The 17,187-nt window shown below is 70.0% G+C and carries 20 protein-coding genes; 4 read left to right on the top strand and 16 right to left on the bottom strand.

The window, feature by feature from the left end; translation table 11 throughout:
• Positions 1-60 precede the first annotated feature (60 nt).
• The 7 genes from DFR69_RS20445 to DFR69_RS20415 form a co-directional block, all read right to left on the bottom strand.
• Positions 61-162: a 30S ribosomal protein bS22 gene (locus tag DFR69_RS20445; protein ID WP_003402602.1), complete on the bottom strand. Its 102-nt coding sequence runs from the start codon at positions 160-162 to the stop codon at positions 61-63.
• A 187-nt stretch (positions 163-349) separates the two neighbouring features.
• A complete protein-coding gene (locus tag DFR69_RS20440; protein WP_233001589.1) occupies positions 350-613 on the bottom strand; it encodes a helix-turn-helix domain-containing protein in 264 nt (87 codons plus the stop codon).
• Positions 614-775: 162 nt separating this feature from the next.
• Positions 776-1,594, bottom strand: a complete 819-nt coding sequence (gene proC / locus DFR69_RS20435; RefSeq protein ID WP_110039187.1) for a pyrroline-5-carboxylate reductase — start codon at positions 1,592-1,594, stop codon at positions 776-778.
• Positions 1,595-1,620: 26 nt separating this feature from the next.
• Positions 1,621-2,487, bottom strand: coding sequence for a thioesterase family protein (locus tag DFR69_RS20430; RefSeq protein ID WP_110039349.1), 867 nt, complete (start codon positions 2,485-2,487; stop codon positions 1,621-1,623).
• A gap of 82 nt (positions 2,488-2,569) precedes the next feature.
• Positions 2,570-3,436: a sugar phosphate isomerase/epimerase family protein gene (locus DFR69_RS20425; RefSeq protein ID WP_233000958.1), complete on the bottom strand. Its 867-nt coding sequence runs from the start codon at positions 3,434-3,436 to the stop codon at positions 2,570-2,572.
• Positions 3,437-3,452: 16 nt separating this feature from the next.
• Complete coding sequence (locus DFR69_RS20420) at positions 3,453-5,315, bottom strand: chromosomal replication initiator protein DnaA (RefSeq protein ID WP_110039186.1); 1,863 nt, start codon at positions 5,313-5,315, stop codon at positions 3,453-3,455.
• Positions 5,316-5,385: 70 nt separating this feature from the next.
• Positions 5,386-6,369, bottom strand: a complete 984-nt coding sequence (locus DFR69_RS20415) for a Ppx/GppA family phosphatase (protein WP_110039185.1) — start codon at positions 6,367-6,369, stop codon at positions 5,386-5,388.
• Positions 6,370-6,488: 119 nt separating this feature from the next.
• Here DFR69_RS20415 and DFR69_RS20410 point away from each other — a divergent pair, with 119 nt between their 5' ends.
• Together DFR69_RS20410 and DFR69_RS20405 are read left to right on the top strand one after the other, a co-directional pair.
• Positions 6,489-7,313 (top strand): DUF3109 family protein, encoded by an 825-nt coding sequence (locus tag DFR69_RS20410; RefSeq protein ID WP_110039347.1) that lies wholly within the window; start codon positions 6,489-6,491, stop codon positions 7,311-7,313.
• A 70-nt stretch (positions 7,314-7,383) separates the two neighbouring features.
• Positions 7,384-7,713: a hypothetical protein gene (locus tag DFR69_RS20405; protein ID WP_110039184.1), complete on the top strand. Its 330-nt coding sequence runs from the start codon at positions 7,384-7,386 to the stop codon at positions 7,711-7,713.
• A 63-nt stretch (positions 7,714-7,776) separates the two neighbouring features.
• Here DFR69_RS20405 and DFR69_RS20400 read toward each other — a convergent pair whose 3' ends face one another.
• The 3 genes from DFR69_RS20400 to DFR69_RS20390 all read right to left on the bottom strand — a co-directional run bounded on the left by DFR69_RS20400 (position 7,777) and on the right by DFR69_RS20390 (position 10,216).
• A complete protein-coding gene (locus tag DFR69_RS20400; protein ID WP_056814516.1) occupies positions 7,777-8,466 on the bottom strand; it encodes a response regulator transcription factor in 690 nt (229 codons plus the stop codon).
• Positions 8,463-9,698 carry a sensor histidine kinase gene (locus DFR69_RS20395; RefSeq protein WP_110039183.1) on the bottom strand — a complete coding sequence of 412 codons (1,236 nt, stop codon included), beginning with the start codon at positions 9,696-9,698 and terminating at the stop codon, positions 8,463-8,465. Before DFR69_RS20395 ends, DFR69_RS20400 begins: the two co-directional genes overlap by 4 nt.
• 95 nt (positions 9,699-9,793) lie before the next feature.
• Positions 9,794-10,216: a winged helix-turn-helix transcriptional regulator gene (locus DFR69_RS20390; protein ID WP_244198369.1), complete on the bottom strand. Its 423-nt coding sequence runs from the start codon at positions 10,214-10,216 to the stop codon at positions 9,794-9,796.
• Positions 10,217-10,319: 103 nt separating this feature from the next.
• On the opposite strand from DFR69_RS20390, the gene DFR69_RS35325 reads away from it, so the two are divergent.
• On the top strand, positions 10,320-11,213 hold the full coding sequence (locus DFR69_RS35325) for an NADPH-dependent F420 reductase (RefSeq protein ID WP_244198368.1): 894 nt from the start codon (positions 10,320-10,322) through the stop codon (positions 11,211-11,213).
• A 10-nt stretch (positions 11,214-11,223) separates the two neighbouring features.
• Here the strand turns inward: DFR69_RS35325 and DFR69_RS20375 are convergent, their stop codons facing one another.
• Positions 11,224-12,102 (bottom strand): LysR family transcriptional regulator, encoded by an 879-nt coding sequence (locus tag DFR69_RS20375; protein ID WP_110039182.1) that lies wholly within the window; start codon positions 12,100-12,102, stop codon positions 11,224-11,226.
• A 120-nt stretch (positions 12,103-12,222) separates the two neighbouring features.
• Between DFR69_RS20375 and DFR69_RS20370 the strand changes: the two genes are divergently transcribed.
• Positions 12,223-13,626, top strand: coding sequence for an MFS transporter (locus DFR69_RS20370; protein WP_208644022.1), 1,404 nt, complete (start codon positions 12,223-12,225; stop codon positions 13,624-13,626).
• Here the strand turns inward: DFR69_RS20370 and DFR69_RS20365 are convergent.
• The 5 genes from DFR69_RS20365 to DFR69_RS20345 form a co-directional block, all read right to left on the bottom strand.
• Complete coding sequence (locus DFR69_RS20365; RefSeq protein WP_110039181.1) at positions 13,616-14,365, bottom strand: class I SAM-dependent methyltransferase; 750 nt, start codon at positions 14,363-14,365, stop codon at positions 13,616-13,618. The two genes, DFR69_RS20370 and DFR69_RS20365, sit on opposite strands and share 11 nt — an antisense overlap.
• Positions 14,366-14,465: 100 nt before the next feature.
• The gene (locus DFR69_RS20360) at positions 14,466-15,170 is read right to left on the bottom strand and encodes an ESX secretion-associated protein EspG (protein ID WP_110039180.1); all 705 of its coding nucleotides are present in this window, start codon (positions 15,168-15,170) and stop codon (positions 14,466-14,468) included.
• A complete protein-coding gene (locus tag DFR69_RS20355; RefSeq protein ID WP_110039179.1) occupies positions 15,167-15,892 on the bottom strand; it encodes a hypothetical protein in 726 nt (241 codons plus the stop codon). Before DFR69_RS20355 ends, DFR69_RS20360 begins: the two co-directional genes overlap by 4 nt.
• A complete protein-coding gene (locus tag DFR69_RS20350; protein WP_110039178.1) occupies positions 15,852-16,499 on the bottom strand; it encodes a hypothetical protein in 648 nt (215 codons plus the stop codon). Before DFR69_RS20350 ends, DFR69_RS20355 begins: the two co-directional genes overlap by 41 nt.
• Before the next feature lie 2 nt (positions 16,500-16,501).
• Positions 16,502-17,137 (bottom strand): DUF3558 domain-containing protein, encoded by a 636-nt coding sequence (locus DFR69_RS20345; protein WP_110039177.1) that lies wholly within the window; start codon positions 17,135-17,137, stop codon positions 16,502-16,504.
• Positions 17,138-17,187 lie beyond the last annotated feature (50 nt).

Genomic DNA, 17,187 nt, shown 5'->3' with positions numbered 1-17,187 from the left:
GCCGCGAGAACACACGAGCCCGCCACCGAAACGGTGACGGGCTCGCGCGGGCACGCAGGCTTACTTGCCGAGTTTGCGCCGCTGAACACGCGTGCGGCGAAGCAGCTTGCGGTGCTTCTTCTTCGACATGCGCTTGCGGCGCTTCTTGATCACAGAACCCATAGGGTTTCCTCGCGTTTCTCTACTCGGCATGCACACGCGGTGTCGCGTGCGTCGTCTGGCATCCGCGCCGCCGGGGCGCACCGGACACCACGAAGCGGTGCCACCGGCAGGCGGACACGAACCGAGGGTTCATCCTACCGGGACACCAGAGCAGCGACGAAACCGCCCTTGTACCTGGCTGACTATCTCAGCCGGCGTCGAAGTACGACGTTTCCAGGTAATCGTGCACGGCTTTCGCGTGCACCCGGAACGAGCGACCGACCCGCACCGCGGGCAGTTCACCCGAGTGCACGAGCCGATAGACCGTCATCTTCGACACCCGCATGAGATCGGCGACTTCGGCGACGGTGAGAAATTGAGTGCCACCGCCGATCACCGGTTGTCCCTGCGTGGCCCGTGGACCGGATGAACCCGATCCACCGCCCGACGCCGGTGAATTGCTTGCAGACATTCTGTTCGCAGACATCATGGCACCATTGACCTCCGGCACGTCCGCGCCGCCGGCTTCCCCACCGGCGGAACAGACACGCACGTGCTTCTACGAGCTTAGCGGGACCAGTGGGATTACTGCGACGGGTGTGAGAAATCGGTTTTCATCCCGGGTACCCGGTTGTCATTCGTTCGACGCGCCCTGTTCGGCGGAGCGTTGCTTCGACGCGTGCAGCGCCTCGGTGAACGCCGAGCGCAGCGCATGGCGCTCGAGTACCCGCAGCGCGGCCGCCGTCGTCCCGCCGGGAGAGGTGACCGCGGCCCGCAGATCGACCGCGTTCTGGCCGGTCTCGTCCAGCAGCGCGGCCGAGCCGATCATGGTCTGCACGACCAGCTGAGTGGCCACCTCGCGCGTCAGCCCCAGGCTCACGCCGGCATCGATCATCGCCTCGACGACGAGGAAGAAATACGCCGGCCCGGAGCCCGACACCGCGGTGACCGCGTCCATCTGGGATTCGGCCACCGTCACCACCTTACCGACGGCTTCGAGCATCTCGCCGACGAGCTCGAGCTGCTCGGGGTCGGTGTAGCGGCCCGGCGAGATCACGCTCATACCCTGCCCGACCAGCATCGGGGTGTTCGGCATGACCCGGACCACGGCGAAGCCGGCGGGCAACCGGGACTCGAGCCGCGCGGTGGTGACACCGGCGGCCAGCGAGACGAGCACCTGCTCGTGCCCGGACTCCAGATCGGCCTTGGACAGATCGCTCAGCACGGAGTCGACATCACCGGGCTTGACCGCGAGCACCACGATGTCGGCGCCGACGACCGCGTCGGCGATCGAGCCGGTGACCCGGATCTTGAACCGCTCGGCCAGCTGCGCCGCGCGCGGAGCCACCGGCTCGGCGACCACGAGATCCTTGGTCGCGCGGCCGGATTCCAACAATCCGGCGACCAGCGCCTCACCGATCCGCCCACCACCGACAACCGCGATTCTCGTCATGGGTCCAGGTTAGGGTGCGCGGTCGGTCAGCGCGCCGCCGGTATCAGCGCCAGCTGCCTGCTCTGCGCGACGACGGCGCCGGTGGAGTCGATGACCAGCTGATCCTCGTCGAACATCCGCTCACCGACCTCGCGGGCGGTCGCGATGACGCGCAGCCAGCCCGGCGCGGGGATGCGGCGCAGATAGGTGGTCATCTGGACCGTCGGCGACCAGCCGAAATGGCCGAGGTTGATCGGCACCGGCGGGCTCATGTCGGCGGCCATCATGGCGAAGGCGGCGCGCACGCGCGGGTCGGCCTCGTCGCCGTCGAGCGGGCGGATCCACAGCCGCGCCCTCGGCTCGCCGGTCTCGCCGCGCGCGAAGTCGGCCCACTTCGCGTCGAGGAAGACCCTGGCCACCTCGCCGACGTGGACGACCTTGCCCATCGGCGAATCGGGGGTGTACTCGTGCGCGGTGGCGTCGGGCTCGGCGGGCATGTCGGTGGCGGTGTCGCTCCAGCGGGTGCCCTCGGTGTCGAGGTGACCGAAGGTGAAGGCGGTGCGCACCAGCGTGCGGCCGTTCTGGATCAGTTCGGCGTCGGCCAGGCAGATCTGGCGGCCCTTCTTGCGGATGTGCACCGCGTACTCGACCTCGCCCGGCTCCGGCGCGCCGAGGAAGTCGGAGCTGCCCGCGATCGGGGCCATGCCGGCCAGCGACTCGTCGGCCTCGGTGAGCCAGCGGGTGGCCGCGGCGGCGCTGGCGGCGACCATGGTGCCGCCGTGCACCTTGGGGCCGATGGTCCAGGTGGGCGCGATGACGCCGACGTAGCGCCCGGTCTCGGTCGTGGTGGTGGGGAGCTCGGTCAGGTCGCAGACCTGACTGAACGGCGCGTCGGTCGCGAGTTCTCGCGTCATCGTCACTCCTGGTCGAGGTGCACAGCAATTCGTACAGCGTACAAGCAGGGCGCGGCCTGAACTATTCCGTGTGCGCGTGATCTCAGGAGCGGTCGGCGTGGGTCGCGCCCGTGAGGTGCCTGCGGGCGAAGTCGAGGGTGCGGGCCAGCATCGCCGAGCGCTGCGCCGTCGTCCGCGCGGTCTGGGTGTTGATCTCGGCGACCGCGTGGCCGTGGAAACCACTGTGCACCAGGTGCTCGCACAGCTGCGCGCACGGCTGGGTGCCGTCACCGGGGACGAGGTGTTCGTCGTGGGCGGCGCCGCGGCCGTCGGCCAGATGCAGGTGCACCAGGCCCTCGCCCATCCGGCGCGCCAGCTCGATGGCGTCGGTGCCCGCGGTCGCGGTGTGCGACAGGTCGAGGGTGTAGTGGTCGAATCCGGTGTCGGTCGGATCGAAGGAGGGACTGAACGCGCTCACCGCGGGACCCGGTCCGGACCGGCGCTCCAGCCTGCGGACCGCACCCTCGCGGAACAGCGTGTCGGCCCGCATCGGGAACATGTTCTCGACCGCGACCTTGACCGGGTAGTGCGCTTCCAGCTCCCCCACCTGGTCGGCGAAGCCGCGCGCGTAGCGACGCTGCCAACGGAACGGCGGATGCACCACCACGGTGTCGGCGCCGAGCGCCTGCGCGGTGCGGACACTGCGTTCCAGCTTGGCCACCGGGTCGGCGCCCCACACCCGCTGTGAGATGAGCAGGCACGGCGCGTGCACGGCGAGCACCGGGACGCCGTAGCGCTTGACGTAGGACTGCACGGTCGCGATGTCCTGGCTGGCCGGTTCGGCCCACACCATCAATTCGACGCCGTCGTAACCCAATTCGGCCGCGTAGCGGAACGCCGCCTGCGTGTTCTCCGGATACACCGACGCCGTCGAGAGCCCGATTCCGATGTCCGCCCGCACGTTCCCCACAGCCCACTCCCTGCGATCAGCTGGTACTGAGGAGAAAGGCTAGCGGTCCCAGCGTCACGAAGACGCCCACGACGACGGCGATCACAGTGCTGTAGATGTCGTCGGTGCGGCGCAGTATCCGGACCAGCGCGACGAGGCCGAGGATCACGACCATCGCGAGCGCGAGCGCCACCCACGGCAGCGTCTCCCACATCGTCTCGAAACCCTTGAACAGCAACATTCCGGCGACCGCGGCGCCGAGGCTCTGGCCGCCCAGGATCAGCCACTGGCGGCGGTTCTCCTCCTCGGCGCTGCGGGCCGCGACGCGCGACCCCGCACGACCCGCCGAGACGCGGCTCGCAGTGCGCGACCCGGCCTTGGTCGAGGCCATCCGGCTCGCCGCCCGGGACTTGGCCCGGCTGGCGACCTCGGCCGCCCGTGCCTTGGCGGCCGCCCTGCGACCGCCCTTGGCGCGCTTGGGTTCCGGTTCGTAGTCGTCGTAGTCGTCGTCGTACTCGCCGTCGGCGTAGTCGGCGTCGGAGTAGTCGTTGTCGGCGTAGTCGCGGTCGACGTAATCGGATTCGGCGTAGTCGTCGGTGTCCGGCTCGGCTCCGGGGCGGTGCGGCCCGAGCCGGTAGACCTCGGTGCGCGCGTCGGCGTCCTGGTCGGCCTGCTGACGCAGCAGGTCACCGGCCACCGACTGCCCGGCGACCAGCGGCTGTTCCTGGCTCACCGGCGACCACGCGGCCGTCGGGAACCCGCCGCTCTCCGGCGCCGGATCGGGGCGGTGCCGACGCGCCGACCACGACGGCAGCCCACCGGACTTGCCCGCCTCGGGCGCGCCGCGGCGGCGATCCAGTTGCGGCCGCTGATCGGGCTCCTGCGGCCACGCGGGCGGAGCCTCGGGGGTGAAGGCCTGGGTGGCCTCGACAGGCGCGGAGCCGAACGCCTGGGCCGGTTCGGGCGGCTGCGCGCCGAAGGCCGGAGCCGGCGGCTGGTAGCTCTTGAACCCGCCGTCCTGATAGTCGTTGAAGCCCGGCGGCACGCCGTACCCGGCATCCGGCCGACCGTCGAAACCGGTACCGAAGCCCGGGTTGAACGGTTCCTGCCCGAAGGGCGCCTGCGGTCCCGGCCCGTACGGCGCGTCGAAGGACGGCGGCGCGTAGCCGGTCGGCTCCGGGGACGGCGACCAGGCGGCAGGCGCCGCGGGGGCCGCGGCTTCTTCGGCGGCCTCGGCCGCGCGTCGGCGCGCGGCCCTGCCACCGGCGACGGGCGGCGGCTGCGGCGGTTCCTGCGTCTCCTCCGGATCGGCCCTGCGGCGCCGGCCGCCGCCGGTGCTCGGCACCTCCGGCAGCGCGCCGGAGCCGAACAGCTCGGCGATCCCCGGATCGACCGGCTGGGCGGGACCGGGAGCGCCGAGCCTGCCGGGGCCGCGGCCGTTGGTGGGCGCCGCGGTGTCGCGGGCCTCGGCCCGGAACGGGCCGAACGGATCGGAGGACGGACGCGAACCCGTCACGCCGAGCGGATCGTTCGGATCGGGGGCGGAGAATCCGGAATGGGGATCGAAGCGGGTGATGGGCCCTGACATCGGCGAGTACGCGGGTTCGGCGGGACCGGGCGGCGGATAGGGCGCCGGCTCATAACTCGCGGGGGGTTCGTAACTGGTCGGCGCCGGTTCCGGCGCGTAGGTGGGGCTGGGCGCCTGCGGCTCCGGCGCGGGGGCGGCATGCGAGCTCGCGGGCCGGACGGCGGCGTTCTCCCCGGTCAGATCGGTGACCGAGAGACCTCGCCCGCTGCGTCTGCGGCGGCCGCCGCCACCCGAGGGCGGCGTGGCGCCCTGCGCGGCGTTGCGCGCGAGCAGTTCGGCGACCGATAGCTGCTTGGAATCCTCACTGCTCATGCTGTCTCCACTCGGCATGCTCGGGCGCCCTCCGTGGTTACGCGAGCTGCCGCCTCCGGACGCTGACCGATCATGCCGACTCCGCTCTCACCACCGGCTCGACCGGTGGCACGGCGGTCGAGCTCCCGTTGGGTTCGGCGTCCAGCTTGCGCAGGATCAGCCCTTCGCGCAGCGCCCATGGGCAGATCTCGATGCTGTCGAGCGACAACGCCCGCATACTCGCCTCCGCGACCAGTGCGCCGGCCACCAACTGCTGGGACCGGTCCGAACTCACGCCTTCCAGCTCCGCGCGGTCGGCCGCGGTCATCCGGGAGATGAACGCGATCAGCTGGCGCAGACCGGAGCTGGTCAGTGTACGGCGCACCCGCAGGCCCGCGGCCGAGGGTGCCGCCCCGGTGAGCCTGGCCAGCGAGCGGAAGGTCTTCGAGGTACCGACGGCCAGATCGGGTTTGCCCGCTTCGATGATGGTCTTGGTCGGGGCGACCAGTTCGGCGTCGAGCCAGTCCCGCAGCACCGCGATCTTGCGCTTGCCCGGCGGGTCGTCGCGCAGCCACTCCCTGGTCAGCCTGCCGGCCCCGAGCTGCAGCGACAGCGCGACATCGGGTTCCTCGTCGCCGCCGTTGGACAGTTCCAGCGAGCCGCCGCCGATGTCGAGGTTGATGATCCGGCCCGCGCTCCAGCCGAACCAGCGGCGCACGGCGAGGAACGTCAGCCTGGCCTCGTCGTCGCCGGAGAGCACCTGCAGATCGACGCCGGTGATCGTGCGCACCCGCGCGAGAACTTCCTCGGAGTTTGTCGCCTCGCGCAGCGCCGAGGTTGCGAACGGCATCAACTCCACGCAGCGCGAATTGCGCGCCAGATCGGCGAATTCGGCGATGGTCGCGATCAGCCGCGCCTCGCCCTCCTCGGTGATCCGCCCCTGCTCATCCATGTTCTCGGAGAGCCGCAACGCCGACTTCGTCGAACTCATCGGCATCGGGTGACCACCACGATGCGCGTCCACCACCAGCAGGTGAACGGTATTGCTTCCGACATCGAGAACACCAAGCCGCACACGAATACGTTACTTGGTGATCCGGTACTACAGGCCAGGCGACTGAACTGTTAGCGTCACAAGTTGTGACCGAAGCCGCATCCGGCGCCCCGGAGACCGGGCTCCGACCTGGGCGAAAGATCGATCCGAGCCCCGAGGTCGAGCTCGACTTCCCGCGCGAATGGATCGAGTTCACCGATCCAGCAAACGACGAGCACCAGATCGTCGCCGATATGACCTGGCTGCTCTCGCGGTGGTCCTGCGTGTTCGGCACGCCCGCCTGTCAGGGCATCATCGCCGAGCGCCCCGACGACGGCTGCTGCTCGCACGGCGCCTTCCTTGCCGACAAGGACGACCGCAAGCGCCTGGCAGGCGCTGTGAAGATGCTCACAGCCGAGGACTGGCAACTGATGGGCGAGGCCACCGAGAAGGGCAAAGTGGTCAAGAAGGGTTATCTCGAACTCGACGAGCTCGAGGACGAACCCGCGCTGCGCACCCGCCGCTTCGACGGCGCCTGCATCTTCCTGAACCGCCCCGGGTTCGCCGCGGGCCCCGGCTGCGCGCTGCACATCATGGCCGTGCGCAAGGGCATCGAGCCGCTCGAGGTGAAGCCGGACGTGTGCTGGCAGCTGCCGATCCGCCGCACCCAGGACTGGGTGGAGCGGCCCGACGGCGAGCAGATCCTGCGCACCGTGGTGACCGAGTACGACCGCCGCGGCTGGGGACCGGGCGGTCTCGATCTGGATTGGTACTGCACCGGCTCCCCCGACGCGCACGTCGGCGCCCGGCCGGTCTGGCAGTCCTACGGCCCCGAACTGCGCGAACTGCTCGGGGCGCCGGCCTACGAGGAACTCGCCCGGCTGTGCAGGCGGCGCGAAGGCCTCGGCCTGATCGCGGTGCATCCGGCGACCGTGGAGGCCGAACGCATCGGCGCCGAGGATCGCATTTCGGATCAGTCGGCGTGAAATCCTCGCCACCTGCCCGTTCATACGTAGGTAGTGCAAATGTCATCCGGGTGGGGTTTGATCGCTGACCATGTCCAAGAAAGCGATCTCCCTGGCGACCCTCGTGATCGGCGCCACCCTCTCCATGACCGGCCTGGCCAACGCCGAACCGAACGGTGACCCGACCCGGTACGCGGACTTCACGGCGGAATTCGTGAACTACACCGACCCCGCGGCGATCGATGCGGCCAAGAACGGCAAGTACATCATCGTCAGCACGATGGGCACGTCCTCGACCATCGCCTGCCGCGGCACCGGCACCGACGTGCCGATCTACGACTGCATGCAGGAAGACGCCTTCGGCTGGGTCTCGCTGAAGAAGATCGAGACCCCGCTCGGCACCGCGTGGAGCGCGATCTGAGTTTCCCCCGGACGAGCGAACCCGGCGCCACCCTCGCGGTGGCGCCGGGTTTCTGTTCGGCGGTTACGCCTCGAGCTTGTAGCCCAGGCCGCGCACGGTGACCAGGTGCTCCGGCTTGGCCGGGTCGGCCTCGATCTTCGAGCGCAGCCGCTTGACGTGCACGTCGAGGGTCTTCGTGTCGCCGACGTAGTCGGCGCCCCAGACCCGGTCGATCAGCTGACCGCGGGTGAGCACGCGGCCGGAGTTGCGCAGCAGGTATTCGAGCAGGTCGAACTCCTTGAGCGGCAGGGTGACCTGCCCGCCGTTGACGTGCACCGTGTGCCGGTCCACATCCATCCGCACCGGGCCTGCCTCGAGCACGCCGTTCTCGCTGCCGGAGTCCAGCTCGTCGCCGGCGCCGCGGCGCAGCACGGCGCGGATACGGGCGATCAGCTCGCGCGCCGAGTACGGCTTGGTGACGTAGTCGTCGGCGCCCAGTTCCAGGCCGACGACCTTGTCGATCTCGCTGTCGCGCGCGGTCACCATGATCACCGGCACGCCGCTGCGGGTGCGCAACTGCTTGCAGACGTCGGTGCCGCTCATGCCGGGCAGCATCAGGTCGAGCAAGACGATGTCGGCGCCGGAGCGATCGAACTCGGCCAGCGCGGACGGGCCGTCACCGACGACGGTGACGTCGAAGCCCTCCTTGCGCAGCAGGAACGCGAGCGGCTCGGCCAGCGAATCCTCGTCCTCGACGATCAGAACACTCGTCATCTGCGTGCCTCCACACCGTTCGCTCGTCCAGCGGGGGGACGCTGGACGATGGTTTCCCTCGTCGTGAGCTCCGTCGGCTCCGCGTCCTCGTCCCCATCGGTTTCCAGATGGGCGGGGATGCGCAGCGTGAACGTCGAGCCGGTGCCCAGTTTGCTCCACAGGGTGATCTCACCGTTGTGGTTGGCGGCCACGTGTTTCACGATGGCCAGGCCGAGCCCGGTGCCGCCGGTCGAGCGGGAGCGGGCCTTGTCGGAGCGGAAGAACCGCTCGAACACCCGCACCTGGTCTTCCTTGGCGATGCCGATGCCGCGGTCGGTGACGGCCATCGCGACGTGATCGCCACGCAGCGACCGGCTCACCGACACGTGCGAGCCCTGCGGCGAGTACGCGATGGCGTTCTCGACCAGGTTCGACAGCGCGGTGACCAGCAGGGTCTCGTCGCCGAGCACTTCCAGCCCGCTGGGCCGGTCGGTGCTGACGGTGATCCCGGCGGCCTCGGCGGCGGTGCGCGACCGGTCGACGGCCTGCTGCACCACGGTGTCGACGTCGACGACGGCCAGATCCGGCAGCTTCTCGGCGCCCTGCAGGCGCGAGAGCGCGATCAGCTCGGTCACCATCTTCCCGAGGCGCCGGGATTCGGCGAGCACGCGGGAGCCGAAGTGGCGGACGGCCTCGGGGTCGTCGGCGGATTCCAGCATGGCCTCGGCCAGTAGGCTCATCGCACCGACGGGGGTCTTGAGTTCGTGGCTGACGTTGGCGACGAAATCGCGCCTGGTCGCCTCCATGCGCGCCTGCTCGGAGTCGTCGTCGGCGAACAGCACGACGAAGCTGGTCTCCTCGCGGGAGAGTTTGCGGGCGACGCCGCGCACGGCGATCCGGCCGCGCCCCGGCAGCGGGTTCTTCGCGGTGAGGTCGTATTCGGCGGATTCCCCGGTCGCCAGCACCTTCTCCACCGCCGCCCACGCGCGTTCGTCGAGCAACCGGTTGCGGACCAGGCCGAGTTCCTCGGCGCGCGGGTTCACCAGCACCACGTCGCGGTATTCGTCGACGACGGCGATGCCGCTCTCGGACGCGAGCACGATCAGGTCGAGCACCTGCGACATCGTCAGCCCGGTGTCTTCCTGCGTGCGGGCGGCCTGCCTGGCGTTGACGAACGGGATCAGCAGGCCCCCGACTGCCAGTCCGACGACAGCCGCGAGGACTGCCAACAGCACGGCCTGCGGAACACTCACGCCTTTGATCGTACGAGTGCCCGGGGACATCACGGTGGCGGGTCGGCGAAGTTTCGCGCAGGTCACAGGCCCTTGGCGTGGTGTTCTCGCGCCGTTCACCCGATAGGCACCTGGGGCCGTCCCGGGCGTGTCAGTCCGGCGGGTCGCCGTACATCGCGGTGGTCACGGCGGCCCCGTGCCGGGTCGACCCATGCGCCGAGCGCATAAATCGGCTGCAGCAGATCGCGGCCCGCTTCGGTGAGTTCGTATTCCACCCGCGGCGGCGCTTCGGCGTAGCGGCGCCTGCGTACGAGCGTCATCTGTTCCATGCGGCGCAGTGTCTGCGTGAGCATCTTCTGGCTGATGCCGCCGATGGCCGTCAGAAGGTCACTGTGACGAAGCGGACCCTCCCGCAGCATGTACACGATCACGGGTAGCCAGGAGTTTCCGAACAGGTCGACGCCCATCCTGGCCGGACAGTCGGCCTCGTAGTCGCCGTAGGGCGGATATTCGGAACGTTCGGCCGGTGCGGCGGTCATGGGGACCAGCCTGGCACCGGCGTGAGGCACCCGCGAGTGCCTATCGGAATTCCTAGCGTCTGTGGTGCCGCGATCGTCGGCACTCGGAAACTCAGGAGTTGATATGCGAATCGGAATCATCGGCGCGGGAGCGATGGCGGCTGCACTGGGCGGCGGGTGGGCCGCGGCGGGGCACGAGGTGGCCATCGCGGCGCGGTCGACAGACGCAGCGCAAGCACTTGCCGAGCGGATCAGCGAGTCGCGAGACCCGGCCGTGCGGCGGCTCGACACCGGTAGGGGTGCCGGAACCGTCGCCACGCACGAGGGAAGGCTTACTCAGCTCGACCCGAGCTCGGAACCGGTCGAGCCTGCGCCACAGCGCGCCGACGAGACCGGCGTCCAGCCCGACACGAGTTCGGCCGCCGGAGGTCGACCGGTCGCGCGGATCACCGAACAGTCGGGCGACTCCGGGTCGGTGGCACCGACCCCGGTGCGCGCGGGCCCTATCGGTCTGACGATCGAGTGGGCCGAGGTCGTGCTCATGGCCGTACCGGTGGGCGCGTTGGCCGAGTTGCTGCGCGCGCACGGCACCGCCCTGGACGGCAAGGTCGTCATCGACTGCACCAATGCCTTCCTGCCCGATGAATCGGCGCCCGACGGCACGACCGCGTTCGTATTGAGCGAGGACGCGGTGGCCGAGCGCATCGCGGCCGGGGCGCCGAAAGCCCATGTGGTCAAGGCTTTCAACCTGCTCGCCGCCGAGGTGTGGGCCGGGACGGACCGCGTGTTCGACGGCGCCCGGCTCGCCGTACCGCTCTGCGGTGACGACCCCGCCGCCATGCGAACCGTCGCGGCCCTCGCGGAAGACCTTGCGCTACAGCCGTTCCCAGCGGGCGGGCTGCACCGGGCCAAGTATCTGGAGGCCACCTCGGTCTTCGCCGTCGGCCTGTGGTTCGCCGGAGCCGATGCCAGGGCGATGTTGCCGCCGCTGTCGGCCGCGTTCGCCGTCGAGGACTGAACGGCGCCGGTCAGGCCTGGGTGAGGGCGTAGAGCAATGGGCGAAGCCGGCCTTCACCGTCCTGGCCGTCGCGCCAGAGGAGACGCAGCCGCAGGGGCGGCGCCGGAACGTCGACGGCGGCGAGCCGGCCGGAGTCGAGGTCGGCCCGCACCGCGAACTCGGGTAGCAGGGCGATGCCGCGGTCGGCGGCGACCCATTCGCGAACCTGTGCCAGGCCACCGACGGCGGTGAGGTCGACATCGGGTCCGAGCCATCGCCGGGTGGCCATCCAGAAGGAACACCGTGGTTCGCGGCCGATCAGACCACCCGTGCGCTGGATCTCCGCCATGGTCACCCGACGTCCGAGCAGCGGATGCCCCGGTGAGGTGACGACGGCCATGGCGACCTCGCGCACGTCCAGGTGGGCGAGGTCCGGCGACGGTCTCGGAAACCCGAGATCGCCGATGTGCTCGCCGGTGTCGAGGAGGACGACGGCGTCGGTCTCGCCGCGTTCGAGCGCGGTGAGGAGTCGATCGCGATCCGTGTCCGGGCGCAGCTGGACGCGCAGGTCCGGGTGCGCGCGCCGCAGCTCGTCGAGGACGGCGGGGAGCAGTTCCGCCACGATGGAGGCCTGCGCCCCGACGATGAGATCCGGTGTCGCGCTGAGCTGTTCGGCCGCGCGGTCGAGGGCGTTCAGAGCATCGGCCGCGGCCGTGAGATAGGAGCGGCCCGCCGCGGTGGGGTGCATGCCGGCCCGGTCGCGGGTGAACAACGCCGTCCCGAGCTCGGCCTCCAGCCTGCGCACCCGATCGGAGATGGTGGACGGCGCGAGGCCCTGCGCCGCGGCGGTGTTGTTGACCGTCCGATGCCGCACCAACGCGATCGCGGTCCGCAGTTGCTCGGTGTCCACCCGCTCACCCTAAGCCGGTGTTCGGATATTCCGAATGCCCGTGCGGCGGACCCGGTCGAGTCCGTGACGACGGCGACGGAATCTGTGGGGCGTCCCGTTCGTCCGCGTCAAGGAGATTCGATGTCCGCGGAACCACCCGTTCGTCGTCCGCACACCCAGTTGATCGGCGTCTCACTGGCCTATTTCATGGTGCTGCTCGACATCACGGCCCTCGCCGTCGCCGAGCCGAGCCTGATGGCCTCGCTGCACATCGGCGTCGTCGGTGTCGGCTGGGCGACCACGATCTACACGATGACGCTGGCGGCCGCGCTGGTGCTCGGCGGCAGCCTCGCCGACCGGCTCGGCGCCTATCCGGTCTTCCTCGGCGGCGTGATCGGCTTCGCGGCCGCGTCCCTCGGGTGCGCAGTGTCACCCGGCCTGGGATCGCTGCTCGTGTGCCGGGCGCTGCTCGGCCTGTTCGCCGCAGCGATCGTGCCCAGTTCGCTGGGCCTGATCGCCGGCCTGTACGCCGAGCCGAGGGCTCGCGGGCGCGCCATCAGCGCCTGGGCGGCGATCAGCGGTGCGGCGATGGCCGCCGGTCCGGTACTGGGCGGGTTTCTCCTCGTTCGCTACGACTGGCGCGCGGTGTTCCTCATCAATGTCCCGATGGCCGTGCTCGTTCTCCTGCTGTGCCGGACCCCGATCGTCAGCGCGCGGCACGTCCGCCGGATCTCCTGGCTGCCGCACCTCGGACTGGCGGCGACGCTGGCCACGGCCACTGTCGCGATCACCCTGGTGGGCCAGCGGAACTGGCCGGCGGCCGCGGCGTGTGGGCTCATCGCCCTGACGTGTGGGTGCGGAACCGCCGTCGCGGATCGCACTTCGACCGCACCGATCGTCGCGGCCTCCGTGCGCCGTCAGCGCGCGGTGTGGCAAGCCTTCGGGTGGGGCGCGGCGGTCAACTACGGCCTGACGACCGTGCTCTTCGCCGTTCCGCTGCTGCTCGACACGACCGCCGAGCGGGCGGGCATGACGCTGTTGCCGATGACTGTGCTGATAGCGCTGAACCCTTTGGCCACTGGGCGTCTCGTCGCGGCCTACGGCCCACTGCTGCCGATCCGGATGGGTTTCGTCGCCTTCCCGGTCGGCCTGCTCATGGTCGCCGTCGCGAGCGTGGGAGAGGAGCAGCCTGTGGTGCTGGGTGTCGGCCTGCTGGCGTGTGGGCTCGGGGTCTCCTGGACGCTGCCCGCATTGGTCGGGTACGCGGTGGACCACGCCGGGGTCGAGGCCGCGGGCTCCGTCGGCGGCGTGCTCAACGCGACCCGTCAGGTCGGCGCCACTCTCGCCGCGGCGGTCGCCGGCGTGGCGTTGAGCCAGCGACACGGCGGCGGCACGGCGGCGATCCCCTTCGTCATCGCCGCCGCCATCTGCGTGCTGGGACTGGTCGGCGCGGCGATGCCGAGGCGGCCAGGCGACCCGAAAATCGCGGTGCCGAAGCGGAATCCGTTCGGCGGAGCGGCGGCGAATCGCGGAGTCAGGGTTTGACGGCGTCGATGAGCGTGCGCGAGGAGTAGGCGACGAAGGGGCCGTCCGACTCGATGCGCCGATACAGGTCGCGGAGCCGGTCCCGGTAGGCGTCGACGGTGAAGCCGGGCACCATCCAGATCACCTTGCGCAGGAAATAGACGACAGCGCCGATGTCGCCGAATTCCATCCGCAGCCGCTCGGTCCGCAAATCGACGATCTCCAGACCCGCGGCCCGCGCGGCGGCGGACTCGTCGTCGGGATGCCTGGCCCGCCGGGCCACCGGCTGCGGCCCGAGAAAGAACTCGACCAGCTCGAACACGCTCGCGGGCCCGACGTGCTGGGCGAAATAGGCACCGCCGGGCCGCAGCACGCGGGCGATCTCGTCCCACCAGACGGTGGCCGGATGCCGGGCGGTCACCAGATCGAAGGCGTTGTCGCCGAACGGAAACGGCGGCTCATCCGCCGTCGCGACCACCACGGCCCCGCGCGGATGCAGCAGCGCGGTCGCGGCCGCCACATTCGGCGGCCACGATTCGGTGGCGACCATGGTCGGCGGAAACTCCGGCACCCCCGCGAGCACCTCGCCCCCACCGGTCTGCAGATCCAACGCGGCGGCAGCACTTTTCAACCGCTCCCCGAGCAACCGCTGATACCCCCACGACGGCCGCTCCTCACTCGCCCGCCCATCCAGCCACGAGAAATCCCACCCGGCCACCGACACGGCGGCCGCCTCGTCCACCAACTCCTCGAACCCCATGCGGCCCACCCTGCCAGGACGGTCCGCCGGAGCCCAGGTGCCACCATCGCTGGACCGGGTACGGCGCCGGATCGCTGTTGAGCCGGGCGCTGACTTTCCCTCAGTCGTCGTGAGCGGCCACTGTCGCGATGGCATCGATCGCGTCGATCAGCCGCTGTTTGCCCGCGGGCTCGAGATGTAGATCGCGGTATCGCCGGTAGGTCAGGTAGCGGCCGTCGCACGCGACGTCGAGCCAGGTCAAATACCGTGGCGGCGCCGGTCGTTCGTTGTGCAGCCCGCCCCTGGACTCGATCCGTCCGGATGCCACGCGGGTGGCGGTGGCCAGCCGGTGCATCCGGGCGGCAGTGGAATCAGCTGGGCGCTGCCAGGATTCGAAATGCGCCCCCAGCCGGTCGATGTCCTCGACGAGGTGCCCCGCCTGTCCGGCGGGCTGCTCACCGAGGAAGGCGGCGAAGGCGCGTGTCACCATTCCCGCACTGCCGGAGAACACTTCGACGCTGTTGTCGTCGTACTGCCGGATCACGACGCCACGATCCCCGGAGCGGGCGCCGTAGGCTCGCAGCCTCGGCCCGGTCTCGCTGAACGCCGCCAGCGCTGTATCGGGACGGGCCGCGTGTCGTAGTACGGCGGTCAGGTCGAGATCGGCGCCGGTAGGCCAGCGCGACGCGGCCGCCCGTGCGAACTCCTCATACCCGGTCTCGGTGACCGCGGCCGAGTGCAGCGTGAGCGGAAAAGGATATCGGTCGTAGCCGGTTTCGCGCTGCCACACAGAGGCGAACTCGTCGGCCGTGAACGTCCAGCTCACGACGCGCTACCGGCGTCCTGGTCGGCGAGGCGAGTCGCGGGCGCGTCCGCTCCGATCGCTTCCGGCACCGCGGGCTGGTCGGCGCCGAACAGTTCGGGCTGCACTCCGCGCAGGTAGTCGGGCGCCTTGTGTTCCTCGTCGTCCTCGCCTTTGCCGCCGCGCGCGCCAGGCGCGCCCATCATTCCCGGGCTCATGCCGCGCGTAGCTGCCGCCGCACCGGAACCTCCGGCGGCCACGGCATTTTGACCCACACCCGCGCCGGAGCGCCCAGCTACCGCCCCGCCGGGAGCGAGCGTGCCGCCGCCCGGATTCGAGCCACCGCCCGCGCCACCACCACCGCCGCCCGACCCGCCGCCCCCGCCGGTGCCGGGCGCGACCGAGGACGGTGACGTCGCGGCGGGATTGGTGGCCGTGGGGTCGGCACTGTTCTGCCCCTGCGAGGTGGTGTCGTCGTCGGACTCCCCGGTATCGGTTCCCGCCGCGGCGGTGTCGTCGCCGCCGTCCTCGGCGGTTTCAGGTAGTGCGGTGTCCGCAGTGGCGGTGTCGGGAGTTCCTGCGTCGGCACCGTCGCCGGTTCCGGAACCGGTGCCGTCACCGGTCCTCGAACCACCATCACCGGTGCCCGTACCGGTATCTCCTCCGGTACCCGGCTGCGTCGGCGCGACGAAGGTCGGAACATTCTCACCGGCGGGCCCGTAAGTCGGCTTGTAGGTCAGGTTCATCGCCGCGATCGCCTGCAGCCGGCGATCCTCCTTCTCCCCGCTCGAGCGCCGCGGACTCGCCGGGAACCGCGAGTTCGACCAGGGTCGCGGGCACCGACGTCCCGGTGTCGACCGCGACACTCGAGTTCACCGGCTCCGGCACAGCCACTTTCACCGCTTCGGCGCCATAGGCGGCGGCCTTCACCCGATGCCCCACCGCCGACAGCACCGTATACACGTCGGTGGCCTCGGTGACGAATTGCCGCCCGGCGGCCTCCCCCGCCGAAGCGAACGCGCCGTGCAGGCTCGAAGCCGCCCGTGCGGTCTGAATCATCAACCCGGTCACCGCACCGGAGATCTCAGTGAACATCGTGACCCACTGGTCCCCGAACTGCTGCATCACCCCCGGCTGCATCTGCTGCACCGCACTGTAGATTTCCTCGTGCGAAAGCCCCTCGAAGACTTCGAAATCCGCGATGTACTTCGGATCCGTACCCCCGTGACTGAGCGACTCCTGCTGCTGCTCGGCCCCCGACTGCTGCTGCCGCCCACTCGCGGTCGGCTCGAGCGGCAGTCCGGATGTCGTCGACAGAACCTCGATCAGCGGATCTTGTCCCCCGTCCGCCATCGTCAGTTCTCCTTACCGATGGATTTCTCTACTACCGAGGCGATTTCCATGATGTTCGCGCAGGGGTCGAGGTTCTGGCTCCGGCCAAGGCTAAGGCTGTGAGTCCGGACAATGACGACTCCGACTTTCGTCCGCAGGTGCACTCTGCACAACGACTCGTCGCCCTTCTCGCCCCGCAACAGTCCTGCTTGGCGGCCGTTTACTGTCGTCGGCTCCAGCACATGCCCGTTCTTTTGCAGGTCCTCCTCCCATGTGACGTTTCCGGAGTCCAGACCGAGCGACAGCGCGCTGTCCGGTGTGCGGAAATCGCAGGTCAAAAACGTGTACTCGGCGACAAGATCCGATCCACGCTTCCGGGACCCGGGGCGAAAACCCACGGACTCGATGTCTGCGTCACTGATCCAGGTGCACGGGTCGAAGACCACCTTCGGTCGGTTGGTCGATTGCGTGTACTCATTGTCTTGCGACGGCGGCTGGAGCCTCGGATCCGTCAACGTCGGACGAGCCGCTTGCGTAGCTGTCGAACCAGCCGATGTACCCAAGCCCGAGGGATCGGCGTTGTCGGTATCCGTCGACGGACTGCAAGCAGATGCAGCCAGTGCGACGAGGACACAACCTGTGATCGTTACGGCTTTCATGTTGCCTGCCCAGCAATCGCGCTCAATGCTGCTGCGTTGAGCTGGTCCGC

This window comes from Nocardia neocaledoniensis (assembly GCF_003182135.1).
GTDB lineage: Bacteria > Actinomycetota > Actinomycetes > Mycobacteriales > Mycobacteriaceae > Nocardia > Nocardia neocaledoniensis.
Note: the sequence above shows the minus strand (reverse complement) of the source record. Positions and strands in the feature narration are given on the sequence as shown.

Bases quoted from the DNA above. Each gene is read 5' to 3' on its own strand.
- DFR69_RS20445 (WP_003402602.1), bottom strand. From the start codon at position 162: ATGGGTTCTGTGATCAAGAAGCGCCGCAAGCGCATGTCGAAGAAGAAG.
- DFR69_RS20440 (WP_233001589.1), bottom strand. From the start codon at position 613: ATGTCTGCAAGCAATTCACCGGCGTCGGGCGGTGGATCGGGTTCATCC.
- proC (WP_110039187.1), bottom strand. From the start codon at position 1,594: ATGACGAGAATCGCGGTTGTCGGTGGTGGGCGGATCGGTGAGGCGCTG.
- DFR69_RS20430 (WP_110039349.1), bottom strand. From the start codon at position 2,487: ATGACGCGAGAACTCGCGACCGACGCGCCGTTCAGTCAGGTCTGCGAC.
- DFR69_RS20420 (WP_110039186.1), bottom strand. From the start codon at position 5,315: ATGAGCAGTGAGGATTCCAAGCAGCTATCGGTCGCCGAACTGCTCGCG.
- DFR69_RS20405 (WP_110039184.1), top strand. From the start codon at position 7,384: ATGTCCAAGAAAGCGATCTCCCTGGCGACCCTCGTGATCGGCGCCACC.
- DFR69_RS20400 (WP_056814516.1), bottom strand. From the start codon at position 8,466: ATGACGAGTGTTCTGATCGTCGAGGACGAGGATTCGCTGGCCGAGCCG.
- DFR69_RS20390 (WP_244198369.1), bottom strand. From the start codon at position 10,216: ATGACCGCCGCACCGGCCGAACGTTCCGAATATCCGCCCTACGGCGAC.
- DFR69_RS35325 (WP_244198368.1), top strand. From the start codon at position 10,320: ATGCGAATCGGAATCATCGGCGCGGGAGCGATGGCGGCTGCACTGGGC.
- DFR69_RS20370 (WP_208644022.1), top strand. From the start codon at position 12,223: ATGTCCGCGGAACCACCCGTTCGTCGTCCGCACACCCAGTTGATCGGC.
- DFR69_RS20365 (WP_110039181.1), bottom strand. From the start codon at position 14,365: ATGGGGTTCGAGGAGTTGGTGGACGAGGCGGCCGCCGTGTCGGTGGCC.
- DFR69_RS20355 (WP_110039179.1), bottom strand. From the start codon at position 15,892: ATGAACCTGACCTACAAGCCGACTTACGGGCCCGCCGGTGAGAATGTT.
- DFR69_RS20350 (WP_110039178.1), bottom strand. From the start codon at position 16,499: ATGGCGGACGGGGGACAAGATCCGCTGATCGAGGTTCTGTCGACGACA.
- DFR69_RS20345 (WP_110039177.1), bottom strand. From the start codon at position 17,137: ATGAAAGCCGTAACGATCACAGGTTGTGTCCTCGTCGCACTGGCTGCA.